The 15,356-nt window shown below is 38.1% G+C and carries 17 protein-coding genes; 4 read left to right on the top strand and 13 right to left on the bottom strand.

Annotated elements, in window-relative coordinates; translation table 11 throughout:
* Positions 1–10: 10 nt before the first annotated feature.
* The 7 genes from bshC to QYB95_RS02540 form a co-directional block, all read right to left on the bottom strand.
* Positions 11–1,627 carry a bacillithiol biosynthesis cysteine-adding enzyme BshC gene (gene bshC / locus QYB95_RS02570; protein ID WP_301136504.1) on the bottom strand — a complete coding sequence of 539 codons (1,617 nt, stop codon included), beginning with the start codon at positions 1,625–1,627 and terminating at the stop codon, positions 11–13.
* Positions 1,628–1,752: 125 nt separating this feature from the next.
* A complete protein-coding gene (locus tag QYB95_RS02565) occupies positions 1,753–2,145 on the bottom strand; it encodes a DUF3397 domain-containing protein (protein ID WP_301136503.1) in 393 nt (130 codons plus the stop codon).
* The gene (locus tag QYB95_RS02560) at positions 2,142–3,044 is read right to left on the bottom strand and encodes a ketopantoate reductase family protein (protein ID WP_301136502.1); all 903 of its coding nucleotides are present in this window, start codon (positions 3,042–3,044) and stop codon (positions 2,142–2,144) included. Before QYB95_RS02560 ends, QYB95_RS02565 begins: the two co-directional genes overlap by 4 nt.
* A gap of 444 nt (positions 3,045–3,488) precedes the next feature.
* Positions 3,489–3,872: a transcriptional regulator gene (locus QYB95_RS02555; RefSeq protein ID WP_036202723.1), complete on the bottom strand. Its 384-nt coding sequence runs from the start codon at positions 3,870–3,872 to the stop codon at positions 3,489–3,491.
* Between the two features lie 159 nt (positions 3,873–4,031).
* Positions 4,032–4,793, bottom strand: a complete 762-nt coding sequence (locus QYB95_RS02550) for an enoyl-CoA hydratase/isomerase family protein (protein WP_301136501.1) — start codon at positions 4,791–4,793, stop codon at positions 4,032–4,034.
* Positions 4,794–5,462: 669 nt separating this feature from the next.
* The gene (rpmF, locus tag QYB95_RS02545) at positions 5,463–5,636 is read right to left on the bottom strand and encodes a 50S ribosomal protein L32 (RefSeq protein WP_107933823.1); all 174 of its coding nucleotides are present in this window, start codon (positions 5,634–5,636) and stop codon (positions 5,463–5,465) included.
* 24 nt (positions 5,637–5,660) lie between these two features.
* Positions 5,661–6,194, bottom strand: a complete 534-nt coding sequence (locus tag QYB95_RS02540; RefSeq protein WP_301136500.1) for a YceD family protein — start codon at positions 6,192–6,194, stop codon at positions 5,661–5,663.
* 223 nt (positions 6,195–6,417) lie between these two features.
* On the opposite strand from QYB95_RS02540, the gene QYB95_RS02535 reads away from it, so the two are divergent.
* Entirely contained in the window at positions 6,418–7,626 is a 1,209-nt protein-coding gene (locus QYB95_RS02535; protein WP_301136499.1) for a nucleotidyltransferase, read from the top strand.
* A gap of 99 nt (positions 7,627–7,725) precedes the next feature.
* Here QYB95_RS02535 and QYB95_RS02530 read toward each other — a convergent pair whose 3' ends face one another.
* Complete coding sequence (locus QYB95_RS02530) at positions 7,726–8,769, bottom strand: SepM family pheromone-processing serine protease (protein WP_301136498.1); 1,044 nt, start codon at positions 8,767–8,769, stop codon at positions 7,726–7,728.
* Positions 8,770–8,872: 103 nt separating this feature from the next.
* Between QYB95_RS02530 and QYB95_RS02525 the strand changes: the two genes are divergently transcribed.
* Positions 8,873–9,784, top strand: a complete 912-nt coding sequence (locus tag QYB95_RS02525) for a hypothetical protein (RefSeq protein WP_301136497.1) — start codon at positions 8,873–8,875, stop codon at positions 9,782–9,784.
* A gap of 93 nt (positions 9,785–9,877) precedes the next feature.
* On the opposite strand, the gene coaD is transcribed toward QYB95_RS02525, so the two are convergent.
* The 3 genes from coaD to QYB95_RS02510 form a co-directional block, all read right to left on the bottom strand.
* The gene (gene coaD / locus QYB95_RS02520) at positions 9,878–10,363 is read right to left on the bottom strand and encodes a pantetheine-phosphate adenylyltransferase (RefSeq protein ID WP_301136496.1); all 486 of its coding nucleotides are present in this window, start codon (positions 10,361–10,363) and stop codon (positions 9,878–9,880) included.
* 33 nt (positions 10,364–10,396) lie between these two features.
* Positions 10,397–10,951 carry a 16S rRNA (guanine(966)-N(2))-methyltransferase RsmD gene (gene rsmD / locus QYB95_RS02515; RefSeq protein WP_301136495.1) on the bottom strand — a complete coding sequence of 185 codons (555 nt, stop codon included), beginning with the start codon at positions 10,949–10,951 and terminating at the stop codon, positions 10,397–10,399.
* A 73-nt stretch (positions 10,952–11,024) separates the two neighbouring features.
* The gene (locus QYB95_RS02510) at positions 11,025–12,437 is read right to left on the bottom strand and encodes a stalk domain-containing protein (protein ID WP_301136494.1); all 1,413 of its coding nucleotides are present in this window, start codon (positions 12,435–12,437) and stop codon (positions 11,025–11,027) included.
* Between the two features lie 55 nt (positions 12,438–12,492).
* On the opposite strand from QYB95_RS02510, the gene QYB95_RS02505 reads away from it, so the two are divergent.
* The gene (locus QYB95_RS02505; protein ID WP_301136493.1) at positions 12,493–12,882 is read left to right on the top strand and encodes a DUF7147 family protein; all 390 of its coding nucleotides are present in this window, start codon (positions 12,493–12,495) and stop codon (positions 12,880–12,882) included.
* Positions 12,883–13,228: 346 nt separating this feature from the next.
* Here QYB95_RS02505 and QYB95_RS02500 read toward each other — a convergent pair whose 3' ends face one another.
* Positions 13,229–13,501: a YlbG family protein gene (locus QYB95_RS02500; protein ID WP_107933808.1), complete on the bottom strand. Its 273-nt coding sequence runs from the start codon at positions 13,499–13,501 to the stop codon at positions 13,229–13,231.
* A gap of 340 nt (positions 13,502–13,841) precedes the next feature.
* Between QYB95_RS02500 and QYB95_RS02495 the strand changes: the two genes are divergently transcribed.
* Positions 13,842–14,768, top strand: a complete 927-nt coding sequence (locus QYB95_RS02495) for a glycerophosphodiester phosphodiesterase family protein (RefSeq protein WP_301136492.1) — start codon at positions 13,842–13,844, stop codon at positions 14,766–14,768.
* A gap of 132 nt (positions 14,769–14,900) precedes the next feature.
* On the opposite strand, the gene QYB95_RS02490 is transcribed toward QYB95_RS02495, so the two are convergent.
* On the bottom strand, positions 14,901–15,350 hold the full coding sequence (locus tag QYB95_RS02490; RefSeq protein WP_301136541.1) for a YlbF/YmcA family competence regulator: 450 nt from the start codon (positions 15,348–15,350) through the stop codon (positions 14,901–14,903).
* Positions 15,351–15,356 lie beyond the last annotated feature (6 nt).

Raw genomic sequence — 15,356 nt, 5'->3', positions numbered from 1 at the left:
ACTACAAATATTACAGATGGATTACATAGTGCTTATTTGCAATTTCCAATGGAAGTGAACATAAATCCTGAATTAGTGTTGGTCCATAGTAATTCATATATTGGAAAGGATTATAGACCCGCTCTTGCAGACTGTCGTTTGGATAGATTTCCAGTTGCAGCAGTTCAAATTGACGAATCGTTTTATCATGCTTGATCAATACTTGCTGCTCAATCTTCCTGCTTAAATACTCAAACTGTTTTTCATGATACTGTTTATTTTTGTCTACCAGCGCTTGAAGTTCAATGTTTTGTGTTTCCAAGTGCGCCTCCAGCTTTTTATATTGCTCTTTCACAAGCAAGTTCAAAGTCTCTAGTTGCTGTCTCGCTTCAGTATCCTGTACACTGTCGATATACTTTGATTTCAATGACTTTGCTTTGCCATTAATAATATCTAGAATCGATAATTGGTATGTAGAAAGAAGCTGATCAATTTTTCGTTCTACCAGCGTAATATTCAATCTTGGTGCCAAAATAGGCATTTTTAAATCCAGAACATGGAAGGCATCCTTCAACGTCGCCCAATAAGCTAATTCACCTGGCCCACCAACAAAAGCCAATACCGGTATCATCATCTCTTGCATAAGAGGTCTGGTTACTACATTATTGCTCAACTTTTCCGGATTGTTTTTTGCAACCTCTACTAGCTGCTCCCTGGATAATTGAATAAACCCGCTAGCATCCTGGTAGAAATTCTCGCTTCTTTCCAATAAAAAACGTTCGCCTTCTTGTACATAAAAAAGATTTGCATTCTCGAGACTGGCATCGATTGGATTGCCAAACCCAGCCCCGCTTAGAAGTTTCTCCTTTTCAACAACCACTTTTGCTATTTGCTCATTGTTCTCGATTATTTTGACAAATGAATCTGATTCGAGTCCCCTAAAAGGCTCGTACGCTGCATCAATCATTAATAAACCTTCCGTATTGAACAAATCATTCATTAAACGCGCAAAAAAGTCGGTAAAGGTTTCACTTTCTTCCAGTTCTTTTATACAATCTTTATATAGATCATGGGTATATTCAGTTTCACCATAGTCTATGAAAATTGTGCTTATTAAGCTTTTTAATTCTTCCTTATTAATGCGTGTTGTCGAAGCCATCGTTTTTAATTTAGAACGCTCACTATATGAACGTTTCTTAATAGAACCGTTAACAATCGTAAAGGTATGATTGATCTCATCCAAGTCATGGTCCTCTCCGGCAATCCAGAAAATCGGAACAACTTTTTCTCCTAATTTTACGCTCTGCTCTTTCGCTAATAAAATAACCGAAATGGCTTTGTGTACAGAATACAAGGGACCAGTTAAAATCCCGGCTTGTTGCCCTCCGACCACAGCTACCGAGCCATTTGCCAGAGCTGTTAAATTTTCTTCTACTTTTTTAGAAATACCAAACGGTTCCATATATTGACGAATAACATTACTCAGCTCTTTGCTATAATAATGCTTTGATTTTAGGTAATCATGGCGAGTTTTAAAAGCTACATCATCATATTTATAGTCAAAAAATGAAAGTAATTGCTCACTACCCGACCAATAATCAGCCAGCAATTTATTGTTAACTGGTATTTCAATATGCTCCAGCCTCATAAAAAAAATCTCCTCTACTCTACGAACAGTTTTAAATCTTGTTCTCATTTCTATCTAATTTGAAGTTTTTATCTCATTCCTTATTGTAAGGTATCGAACTTCTACTTCAAAAGAAAATGCTTAAATCAGCTAAATGCATACTCAATTATACTTTGAATCAAACCAACAATCCATATAACAAGAAACGCGGTTGTTAATAATATAAAGTATAGTCTCCATACCTTCTTAAATAAACGCAGAACCTCAATCTCTTTTTTTGTACGCCAATCTATGTATGTAAAAATAATTGCTATAACAATTGCAATCACAAAAACAAGTACATTATAATTTTTTTCCCATAAACTTGATATTGAAAGAGGTACCGAGAAAAACATTACAATTGTCGTTGCATCACTTGCAAGCCCGAATGATTTCGCCTTACTTTTTTTCTGTTTTCGAGCTATAAAATAGGTGATAAGAAATAAAATAATAGGAAAAAAGATAATGATGCTCATTGTATATTGAATCAGGATTTTCACATTTTCTCACCGCTTCCTTCCTTTGCTAGTACTAGTAAATACAACGTTTCCAACATTGGTAATCTCCCACCGTTTTTCGCTGCTTTTTTTAAAACAGCCCCAACAATTGTTTCGATTTCCGTTGGTCTGAAGTTCAATATATCCCCTAACATCGAAGAGGTATTTGCAGCTGTTCTCCGGCAGAGATTCTCAATATCATCAAAGGAAATTCGGGCCATTTCTTTTGGGAATGCCACCATTAACTCTTTATATAAGTTCTTAAGAAGCCGATAAGTGCCTGGATTTTCAACCAACACCCCGTTCGTCACCTCTAAAATAGAAGTTAATGGATTAATAAAACAATTTAATAATGCCTTCTCAAATAGCATGCTTTCTGGACTCTCTACAAATTCTACCTTGAATAACGGGTTAGGACTCTCCAAAAAGAGAGCAAATGGTTGGACTTCCCCTTTTTCAACAGCAATTTTTAGAACACCCTGCCCACGATGATGGACCGTTCGATCATTTTCACGTTCGGCCCCGAATTGGCATGAACCAAAAGCTATTTTTTGTTGTGGTAAGGTAATAGCTTCCTCTAGGTGTGCTAGACCGTTTTGCAGGAAAAGGAGCGGGATTGAAGGATCTAAATTATGTAATGTCTCATAAACTTGTGTAAGTTGTATATATTTGACTGCTATGATGATCAGAGTATTCGAAGGAATACTCGGGAAGTCGGTGCTGCTATTGATTTTAAAGCTAGTGGTTGTGCCATCCAAGTTTTTCCGTAAAAGCCCTTTTTGGTTAAGGATTCTTGCCTGTTCTTCTCTGCGAGTGACTAGAGTAACTCTATCATTAAATTCCGATAAAAAGCTAGCTATGAGCATTCCTACAGAACCAGCGCCCAGTACCACAATTTCCATCAATTCACCCTCCCCTGTACTTTAATCTATTGATTTTTCCGTATGTCCAACTTCCAAAAATGCATAACGAAAATTAAAGGTCTACCAAATGGCAGACCTTGTCATATTAATTTTTAATTATAATGGATATACCAAGTATTTACGATATGTTTGATGAAAATTGTTCCCTGTTTAGGCATATTTTAAAATCCGACCACACCATTTAAAGAATAAGATCAAAAAATATTAAAACAGTCGGATAAAATAATAACACAATGCATCACGAATACATCAAAATAATCATGCATTTTTGTGCCGCCCATCTGTTTAAAGTAATGCTTTTTTCCATTATCTTCTTTTCTCATTTAGGCGACCCTAAATACATTGATGCCATTCTTAAGTAAAAGCCCTGAAATTCAAAATTGTGCTTGAAAGAAATTCGAACATACATAACTCGGTTAACGTTTATTTATGTTGTTCAATAAAGCTAGAACCTTGCTGTAGCCACTTCAGTATTTTTTCATGTTCGGATTGCAATTCCCGATATCTTGTTTCTAGTTCGTTATATGCTTCGGTAAGTTCATCGAAACTATTGAGTGCTAGTTTTAAATGGCTGCGCATTAATTGCTTTGGACGTTTTCGTACACTATTCAGCATTTGGCCATATTGCTGTCTGAGCGTTTTATTCCACCGAAAGCCGCATGCTTGTTTTGTACGATTTAATAAACTTGCAGCTTCTGCAAAAGCTTCAAGTTGGGTTTTACCATTTTGCACAGCTTGTATAACGATTTCGGCTAATTTTTCATCGTCATCGGCCGTCCATTGATCTTTACGTCTTTTTCCATCCATTTCTATCACCTCGCATTTTTTACTACTATATGCAGGTAAATAGATTAAATAGAATAACAAACCACGGAAAAAGGATAAATTGTATTAAATTTCTTTCTACTACTCTTTCAGCAATAAGAGTCAGCTAACACCCCTTCACTCGGAGGGATGTGTACCTTCTCATTTCGACTTGTTCAAGAATCGATTCACGGCTTCGTTATGAGCATCGCTTTCCCATAGTTTTGCACACAGACGAATTTCTTCCATCACACGCTCATAAATATTGCTTTCTTTCCATTTCCGAAGTTCAATTCCTTTATATGCTTGATGAACATCAGGATGAATCTTCCTCATGTCGCCAATAAATTCTTCCAGGGCTTGTTCTTTTGGCCCTTCGAAAATACTGGTTGCCCATCCTATTTCATAAAGAAGCTTTGCATTATATTTTTTTGAATCTATGAGCATTTTTAAAGCCCGGTCATGTGGCAAACCCCTTTCAAACAAATAGGTTCCGCCGCCCCAACCGCTTGTGATAGATAAAGTACCCTGTATAAAGCCACATTTTACACGGCTTGCAACAAGACGAAAATCACAAGCTGTTGCTATTTCACAGCCCCCGCCAACAGCTGCTCCATTTATTAATGCAATTGTTGGTACATGCAAGGTTGCTAAATCGTAAAGAATGTTGCCCATCTTACTTAACATCCCAAAGGCTTGTTCTTCAGTTTTCAACTGATGGAATTCCGATAGGTCTCCTCCAGAACAAAAAGCTTGATCCCCAGCGCCTGTAATAACCAGAAAACGTACATCCTTATTTCCTTTGATATATGTAATAACTTCCTTAAAACCTTCCATCACTTCATCGTTTACGGCATTTCTTTTTTCTGCACGGTCAATGGTGAACGTAATAACCCCTTCATTGTTTTCTATCTTGTAAACCATACCAAAACATCCCCTTTAGCTATATGGATACTTATGAAATAACTGGCCCCTTCAAGTAAATAGTACGGGACGAATGAGCATTTTACAAGGATTGACCTATTTTTGCGGTGTCCAAAATTGCGTGTAAAAGTACAAATAAGGATGCAAAATCCTTACTTAGTATGGACGGTTAGGAGGATTGGGGTTGTCGGTGAGGTTTTTTGGGAGAGGGTGAATGCTATATACTTTCCTAAAATTCTCTAGGAACTTGTTTTATGGCTGGCTTTGCTACCGTTTGGCAACTTTTCTTGTAGCGTCGTAATTACGGCGGCTTTGCTCCGTTGGTTTTACAATTCTTCCTGAATCGTCGCGATACCCCAAGCTTTGCTACTGTTTGAAACGCTCATCCTCCTGAATGGTCGTATTAACAACGGGTATGCTACTGTTCAATTCTCTCTTCTTTCTGAACCGTCTCAATAACCCCAGCTTTGCTACGTTCGAAACGCTCCTCCTCTTGAATCGTCCTTTAACTCCGGCTTTACTTCCGTTTGAAGCTTTCGAGTAAGGCATAAATTTCTTCTCTATAAAAATTATCCGCGAAAGCGAACTTCTATAATTTCTCGCACAAATAAAAAAGGCTACTAGAGAGCCATGGCCTCTCTAATAGCCTTATTATTAGTAAATACTGAATTATTTACTAACTACTTCTTTACCTTTGTAGTGACCACAAGCTTTACATACGTGGTGAGATAAAGTTGCTTCACCACAGTTTGGGCATGCTACCATACCAGGTACAGATAATTTGAAATGCGTACGACGCTTTCTTTTTGCAGTTTTAGAAGTTCTTCTAAATGGTACAGCCATTATTGGCACCTCCTTACAGATTATCTATTCATCTGTTTGATCAAAATACTTAGCTAAATCAGCCAGTCTTGGATCCACTTTTGGTTCGTCATTTTCGTTTTGACGAGCTTCATCTTCATCTGTTGAATAGCTCCAGTTTTTGCCTCCCTGTACTTTCCCTTCCGTGTCCTCTTTAAATACTTGCAAAGGCACTTCAAGAAGTACAAGTTCTTCAAGAACTGGTTTTAAGTCGATAACTTCACCATCAATATAATGTATATCTTCATCGTCATTACCACGATGTTCAGGATCTATCCAGCTGAAAATTTCAACTGCATCGACATTAATCGGATATTCAACATCTTCCCACGTTCTAGAACATGGAAGTGTTAATGTCGCTGTCATCGTAAATTGACATGTCATTTGCGATGCACCGAAAGTACAGTGTCCTTTTACATGAACGGGTGAAATATGACGAATTTCTTTGTTTCGCTTCATTACATCATCCAATTGTACTTCTGCATCAATCGGCATCCCATTTTGGCGATACTTCGATAATTGATGAATTGACCATTTCATTCACTAATCACCTCGAGACAACAATGTTGATTATATAATGTGTATTTTTAGATGTCAAGATATTTTCTTGTCACTATAAGAATTGAGTAATATAATTTAGATAAATAATGAAAAACGATAGATTAAGGAGATTCTTAAACTTCGCCAAGTTGATTTTTCTTCTTTACAAACTTTCCGGGAACTTTTTGAAAAGAAAGGCTTCCCACTTAGGAGTGTAACATAAATGAACGCTGTTGGTGTAGTTGTTGAGTATAATCCATTCCATAATGGACATTTTTATCATATAAGCCAATCAAAAGAAAAGTCAAATGCTGATGTGGTGATCGCTGTTATGAGTGGTCACTTTTTACAGCGTGGCGAACCTGCAGTCATTGATAAATGGCACCGTACCAAAATGGCCCTGCAAAACGGGGCAGATCTTGTGATTGAACTTCCCTATGTGTTCAGTACCGGACATGCTACCCTTTTTTCCGAAGGTGCTATTCAACTGTTGGAGGCTATTGGCTGTACAAATTTTGCGTTTGGCAGTGAAGAAGGTACCATTCACCCATTTTTAAACACCTACAAGTTGTTAAAGGTGCACGAAGAACAATATAACGCACTCATTAAACAGTATGTTGCAACTGGGATTAGTTATCCCCAAAGTTTATATAAGGCATACGAGGAACTTCGCGAAACGGAACAAAGCCAAACAATCGATTTATCAAAGCCGAATAACATTCTGGGATATCACTATATAGAAGCTGCTAAACGTTTAAATCTTAGGATAGAACCTATGACAATTCCTCGCATTCAGGCCGGTTTTCATGAGGATATTAATACCGAGTCTACCATCGCAAGTGCAACGGGGATTAGAAAGGCAATTTTTGAGCAGCAATCCCTTGAAAAGATTAAACAATTTGTTCCCGAGGAATCATTTATGCTATTAGCGGACTGGCAACAGCAGTACAGCTCCTTTGTCCAATGGGAAACATTTTGGCCCTACTTGCGTTTTGCCATTTTACGAAATACTGCCGAACAGTTGACGCGTTTTGCTGACGTAAGCGAGGGAATCGAATTTGCCCTTATCAAGGCGGCCAAAAAGAGTAATTCCTTTAACGAGTTCATGACTCAGCTTAAGTCAAAACGATATACATGGACAAGACTGCAGCGCATGGTAACACATATTTATACCGGTATAACAAAAGAGCAATTACACTATTCCGCTAAACCCTCATATATTCGACTATTAGGCATGACGAAGAATGGTCAGGCATATTTATCGCAATATAAAAAACAGTTTCAGTTACCTTTAATAAGTCGAGTAGCCTCCACGAATGATCCGATGCTATTATTGGACATCCGCGCGACCGATATGTATGCCTTAGGAGTGGAGCTGGCATCGGGGAAAAAAATAGCAGTTGATTATCAAACTCCTCCAATTCGCTTGTAGCGATGGAGACGGACACGATACGACAAACCTCATAATAAAATTAAGAGGAGAAAAAGGCGCTTCCTTTTTCTCCTCCCAAAACAGCCCCAACCATCCTAATCACTTTTTGGTTTCCAGCTTTTCTATATAATTAAGTGCGTCATCTATTGTTTTTACGGGTACGATCTCCATATCGGTGTTTATTTTTTTAGCAGTTTCGACTGCCGCTTCATAATTTGATTTAAGATGCGGGTTGATTTGAAGCATAGCTTCCGTGATTTCATCATCTGGCGCGAAGAAGATTTCTACCCCATCCTTGTCAGCTGCAACCACTTTCTTTTCAATACCGCCAATTCGGCCAACCGTTCCATCTTCATTCATTTCACCTGTACCTGCGATGCTGTATCCTTTAGTTAAATCTTCATCCAGTAATTGGTCCAAAATTTCCAATGTGAACATCAATCCTGCTGAAGGGCCACCAATTTTTTCGGCATCGACTTTTACGTTTGGCTCCGTCTTGATAAATTTGCTTTCGGAGTATGTTATACCAATCCCTACTTTTTCACTGCCAGGTATCGGTTTCAATTTGATTGTTCGATCCAGAAGCTCGTCATTACGATCAATCACTAATTTAACTGTGTCATTCTCTTTCTTGGCGCCTAAAATTTCTGTAAGCTCCTCTGCTTTTTCAATTAAGGTACCATCAACTTCAACTATTTCATCACCTGGTTCAAGCTCTCCATCAGCTGCACCTTCTGCAAGCACATTTAGCACTGTCACCCCATGATATTCAATTGTATAAGGCAGGTTTGCTTTCTGGAAGGCAACATATAAAGCGTTGAACTGAGAATCCGCCATCAGCTTTAGTTGACGTACACTGTATTCTTCTTCGTCTTCTTCCTCTTGTCTTACTTCTTCTTCTTTAAATACTTCCTCAAACTCCTTAAAATACGAAACAGCGTATGTAAGAGGTGTTGCTTGAGCCATAGCTACCGTCATTAGGCTCATGGTTCCTTCTTGGTCCTTCTGCCCGTCTTCTACCGTAACAAATTCACTGACATCGTATGCGCTGCCAGGCTTCATTATATAGTAATCAAGTTGATAAAAACTTAAGAAAAATACGGTTATAAACAGGATAATCATATATAGGAACGATTTTTTCATCTGTATAGCACCTCCTAAAATAACCTTTTAAGACTAAATTTTTAGCATGTCGCATATATTAGTTTAGCATTTGCGGAAATGGAAAACAAAAATTTGAAAAGAGATGATGCTTATTCCTGTACTCTATTTATTTATCTGTATCACATTAATCTGTTTATTATTATTTTTCCCAGGAATCGCACATGAAGGTACCGATTTAGGTGTCGAATTATTTATGGAGGCTCTATTTCCCTATTTATTGCCCTATTTAATCTTAACTCAATGGTTTATTAGATTAACGCCAAATACAAATAATTCTTCATCCAGATTTAAACTCTATTTTAAGACCTATGGCATTAGTGCACTTGGAGGTTTTCCGACTGGAGCCGCAACGATTGCTTATCTCAAGAAAAGCAAACAAATATCCCTTCGAGAAGCCAATATTCTCTTAAGTATTTGTCATAGTCCAAGCCCTTTATTCGTATTGGGTTTTGTAGGCAATGATTTATTGAATGATACAACTTTCAGCTGGCAGTTTTTAATTTTATACCATAGTGTTTCACTACTGATGTTAAGTGGGATATTTTTTTATTTTCGTAGGTCGGACAAGGGTATATCCAGTGCAGTCACTGAATCTGCAACAAAACAATTAAACCCTTTTACCAGCAGTGTGAAGGATAGTATACCGACAGTTTTGATTGTTGGCGCTACTATTATCTTTTTTACGACAATTTATACGGTTATCATGCATTCTGTTAAAAGCTTAGTTCCTGACATACATAATAATGTCATGCTGCTGATTGCAGCAATGCTGGAAATGACAAACGGTTTGCGAATCGCGCAAGAACTATTCGCCGATCAGCCTACACTTCTCCTAGTCCTTATGGCTACCTTTTTAACAAGCCAAGGCTTGAGTATCCATATGCAAGTTGGAGTTATTGCAAAAAGTGAACATTTGTCTTTAAAACCATATATATTGATGAGAATTTTATTCGTCATTCTGATTCCCACTCTATTTTTTCTGCTCTTCCTATAAATTTCATAACCCATCCCCCAAAAAGTGTGGAACTAAAAACGACAGAATCTTGTTTTACGATTCTGTCGTTAAATCTATACTTAAAATCCTGAGTTATTTATTAAATTTCCCCAGTAACGCTTTCTCTACGATTTCCGGAACAAGGCCGGTAACCGTACCTCCATACTGAGCAACCTCTTTTACAATGCTTGAACTTAAGAAAGAGTATTGGTTTTTCGTCATAATAAAGAACGTTTCGATTGATTCGTTCAGAAATTTATTCATGGACGTGATTTGCATTTCGTATTCAAAATCCGAAATCGCACGGAGACCGCGCACGATCGCCTTCGCATTTTTAGCTCTCGCATAATCGATTAATAGCCCTGAAGAACTTTCAATGCGAATGTTTGATATATCCTTCGTTACTTCCGAAATTAACTCCATTCTCTCGTCTATTGAAAAAAGTGGTTTCTTGGAAGAGTTATTTAATACAGCGACGTAAATGATATCAAACACATCTGCTGCCCGCTTTATAATATCCAAATGTCCATTCGTGATTGGATCGAAACTTCCCGGTACAACTGCAATTTTTTCAGACAACGACTTCTCCCCATTTCCCTTAAGCAATTTCCTCTAAGACTCATTTCGATAAACAGATACAATGGTACTTCCATATGTTTCTTGCCTTACTAAGGCATAATGGCCGTAGTTTGATGGCAAGCTTACCTCGACAGAATGTTCGCATACAATGATTGCATCCTTGGAGAGCTTCCCCTGTTCCACCAAGGAATTTAGTAATTCATAATATTCTGTTTTGTGGTAGGGTGGGTCCAAAAACAAATAATCCAGCTGGATATCTCTTTTTAATAGCCCTTTTACAGCACGTGTGGCATCCGTTCTGAAGGTTTCTGATACATCTTCATAACGGCACTTTTTTATATTTTCCTGCAAAGTTTGAAAAGCCCGGCCATCTTTTTCAACAAATATTGCCTTGCTGGCACCTCTACTTAAAGTTTCGATGCCAAGTCCCCCACTTCCTGCAAATAAATCCAATGCGATCCCACCAGAAAAGAAAGGACCAATGATATTAAAAATAGATTCCTTTACTTTATCCGTTGTCGGTCTGGTAGTTGTCCCTGTAATTGCTTTTAGCGGCATTCCTTTTCTTTCACCTGCTACAACTCGCATTTTATCACCAAGCCTTTTATTATTGTTAAGTTGCTGTAGCCTTAGCACTAAATCCGGAGGTTCTCTCCATTCCTTATTGCTGCTGTCTAATTGTTATTGAACTCTCATTTCTTTGTATCTCGACATTAAATAGTCTCTGAAGCCATGTCTCTTCAATATAAAAACTATCCGCTATAACTGTAAGTGGTTCGGAAATAGTATTATAACGCTGATTGTTATAAACATAAAACCCATAACCTTGAGGGAATCTAAACTTTTGCGTTTCATTTTGAACATAATAGCCGTTTTTGCCCACTGAAGTCTGATAACCTAAGACTTTTAAGACTGAATCAAGTGGGTAAAGAACTTGTCCATCTTTCAATATTGCTTTCACATCTTTTTTCAGTTCATTTCCTACATATACGTCCCTTTCATCATTGAATAAAATAGGGAAAATACGAGCCGACTCTTCATTCATGGCGAAAAATTCCGTATGGAGACCAAAGACTTTTGATAGTTGTTCATCTAATTTTTCAAGAGTCACTTTTGAACCTTTTAAATCATTCAACATTCCTATCCAGCTCAATTTCTGGACATCTGACATTTGGTTTGTTAAAGTCTTCACGATACCAACGGATTTATCGCTGCCAATCGCCGTTTCCGTTAAAAACGAAGCAATCACTTCACTTACCCATTGCGGACTTCCGTCTAGACCATACTGCGTTCTTATTTGCGGAAGGATGACCTTTTCCTGCAAAGAGGCAATCGAAAGCTCATTTAAAAAGAAAATACGTTTTCCCTGTAGATCGGGTATATTTTTACCTTGCACAAGGACAATAGGATCTTCATTTAAAAATGTTTCCGCTTTAAGTTGGTCACTTATTTCTTTGCTTAATGGTTTATGGGAATAAACTGCTAATAGGTCTGTCGCTTTCTGGATACTCATTACTCCGCTTTGCCAATATATTTCTGAAATGTCTCCTGTCCCACCAAACATCGTATAGTTGACCATTGATAGTGACTGCTGTCCTATTAACGGTAAACCAGTAATCCACTGTCCCTCCACTTCCTTATCAGTCGATATATGAACTGTAGAATATGCCGCTTGCCCATTCTTTAAAACGACAAATATATTTTTTAATAGCTCATTGGTCTTTAGACCACCTTCTAATGGGATGGTGTAGGATAAGGATGCATTTGTGCTTGAGGAAGCCTCAAATTTCGTTTTGTCTTTGCTTAAACGATCACAGCTCGTTTTTGATTCTAGAAAACAATCAGTACTTACTGCCAAGTTTGGCCAATCTATCTCAATAGCCTGGTTGCTCAAATTATGTAGATGGTGCCGAATATCCAAACTTCCACTACGATATGTAATTTCTATTTCCTGAGTATATGTAAAGTCTCCTTCTCCCGTATCAAGCTTATTTGAAAACACTTGGTACTGAAGGAAGAGCGTTCCGCAAATGACGAGCAGTAAAATTCCCAAAAAACTAATTGCATATTTCATGTGCCTTCCCCCCTTTCGTCGTGATACTATTGTTATCGGAAAGGATGTGTGAAAGTTGATTCAACAATTTATTGAACTTGGTCGTGGGTTCGGAGATATTTATGAACTTTGCGAACTTATTAAAACAAACGAAAAAAGATATCATCATGCATTTATCTTTATTTCAACTAAAGGTGATGCACAGGTTGCTTCCATTGCTGTTGCATTAAAACCGGTAGGTGAAAGTAAGTTTATGCCGATCTATATATGTCGTGAAGGTATTCCGTATAATCCTGAGAAACCTTCCAAAAGACTCGAGATCTTTGAAGAAACTTTAAATGAACTAGGTAAAAAAGCCATTCCAATGGAAATCAAGCACTCCTCGGTATTTTCTGAACCAGTCCTGTTTTATCAGCACTTAATTGGCATTTTACGAATGAATCATTTTATCCCACCAAAACAATAGAAAAGCGGAGGGTGCTCGCCCAGCTCCGCGTCGACGAGAACGCAACGTCCTGTTGCATTGTCGACATGACTCACGTCGTGTGAGCCCCAACAACTGGCCGACAAAAGCGCAACGTCCTGTTGCATTGTCGGCACTTGCACATCCATGTGCGACGGAGGAATCGGCTAAAGGACGCTTTTTGGCAGACAAGGAAAGACCTTGTCTGCATAAGTGCAACTAAGGCTGATTGCCAAGAGCATTTGCAATCAGCCAGGTTTTCTAATCCCTGCAGGCGATTCTGAAGTTGTCGAGGAGCTAGCACCTGCAGCTCGACACTCCCCGTAAGAGTTTCTTATCTTTTAAATGGCTATAAACCAACTTTATAGTCATATTCTTTTGCTTTATCCGGTTTGGCATTTTCAAATTCAGTTTTCAAGAATGGACGAAACGACTCTACAACGTCTTTCACAAAAGGAAGGCGTTGTATTTTATTTATCGTTCCTTCAATTTCTTGACGATTACAATAAATAACAACATATTTTAGCTTTCGAGAAATATAATGTACATGTCCATATTTTCTTAAACTTTTGGCATGCTTCAACTGATGAATATATACAATTAACCCTTGTCGTTCTTGCATTTCATTTCCCTCATTTCTTACATAAAAGAATACCATAATGTCAATTTTGATAGCAACAGAGTTTAGTGACACTTGTGTATAATTTCCGTTATAATCATCTTGAGAGAGTTTACAATTCTTTTACTTTCATTTAGATTTACTTATGTCCATAATCAATGGTGACCAATATACAGCGTTTTTAGTCTCGTCTATAACTGCAAGTGAAAAACCTCACCTAATACAAATGGACTTTAACATTACTATTTCCAAGATATACTTGCTCTAAGTTTAAAAATGAAGATTACTTGAAGGAAACAATTTGGAATATTGAACGCTCAGCAAAGATCTAAGGAGGATTTCCATGGGTAAAAAAACAAAAGTAGCTATTGCAATTGCAGCTGCCAGTGCAGCGGCTTGGGCTGGTAGTAAAGCAATCATAAAACCTCAAAAAAGAGAAGATAAAGAAGTACTCCACTACGGACGACCAATTGTACTTGCCCATCGAGGAGGCTCTCGCTTGGCTCCCGAGCACACAATGCCTGCTTTCGAAAAAGCACATGCTCTCGGTGTAGATGGATTTGAAATTGATATCCGCCTAACCAAAGACGAAGAAATTGCCGTATTCCACGACGAAACAGTCGATCGCACGAGTGATGGTACAGGTTCCATAAAAGATTTTACTTTGGAAGAATTGAAAGAATTAAATTTCGGCTATCACTTCGAAGATTTAGATGGACAGTTCCCCTATAGAGAAGAAAAGATTGAAATCGTTAGTTTGCGTGAACTGTTAGAGGTGTTCCCAAATATGTATATTAATATAGATATCAAGGATCATCCTGATACGTATGAAGGAAGCCTAATGCCTTCCAAATTGTGGCGGCTCATCGAAGAATTTGATGCATATAACCGTATTGTAATTACAAGTTTTTATAGTGAACAAGTGGATCGTTTTAATTTATATGCACAAAATCGAGTTGCCTTAGGTGCAGGGGAAAATGATGTGAGAAAAGCCTTTACAGCATTCACAAGTCAATTTGGCCATCTCTACCACCCAAAAGTCGACGTGTTCCAAATTCCGCCAAAGCATGGCATGGTATCTTTAGATTCACCAAGATTCATCGCCTTTCTGGCCAAGCTGAACATTCCAGTGCACTATTGGACAATAGATGATGAGGACACGATGAGAAGCCTGATCGAAAATGGTGCAAAAGGGATTATAACGGACCGGCCTGACATCGCTGTCACAGTTCTTCAAAGTGTACTTGAAGAGCAAACCGAAGCTGAATAATAAAAAATGCCTTCGAAAAAGTATTCGAGGGCACTTTTATGGAAAACAAAGGGTGACTCAAACCGAGTCACCCTTTTATTTGTGCGATAGTCGCCAGCTCCAGGAGAATAAGAACCACCACTTGACTGCTTTTTAAGCTGAACAAGAGCAGCTTCCGCCAGTACCACAGCCCGTCCCACACGAAGAAGAGCTTGTTGCAAAGAATGGATTGCTTGCTGGTACCTTTACCGCTTCCGAAACGGATTTCCCTATGATTAAGCTGATTTCATCAAGCAGATCTTGAAAATCGTTTTCCGCTATCTTTAGATTGGCAACCCGTTCATCTATATCCAGACTTCTTTTTTGCTGCCGAATTTGTTTCATAATTGTATGATAATCAGGATGGTATTTACCAAATCGTTGGACATCCTCATATTGTTCTTTCATGCGATTAAATGCAGAAATTTGATGGACCAGACTTTCATCGCTATATACATCTTCATATGCACTTTGCAACTTTTGAGCTTGTTCTGAAGAAAGAATCATCGCACTTATTTCATCTGCTTCATCTAAGATGAAGGCCCATTCTGATGTCATTATCATCATTGC

This window comes from Ureibacillus aquaedulcis (assembly GCF_030418165.1).
Lineage (GTDB): Bacteria > Bacillota > Bacilli > Bacillales_A > Planococcaceae > Ureibacillus > Ureibacillus aquaedulcis.
This window is presented reverse-complemented; position numbering and strand designations above follow the sequence as displayed.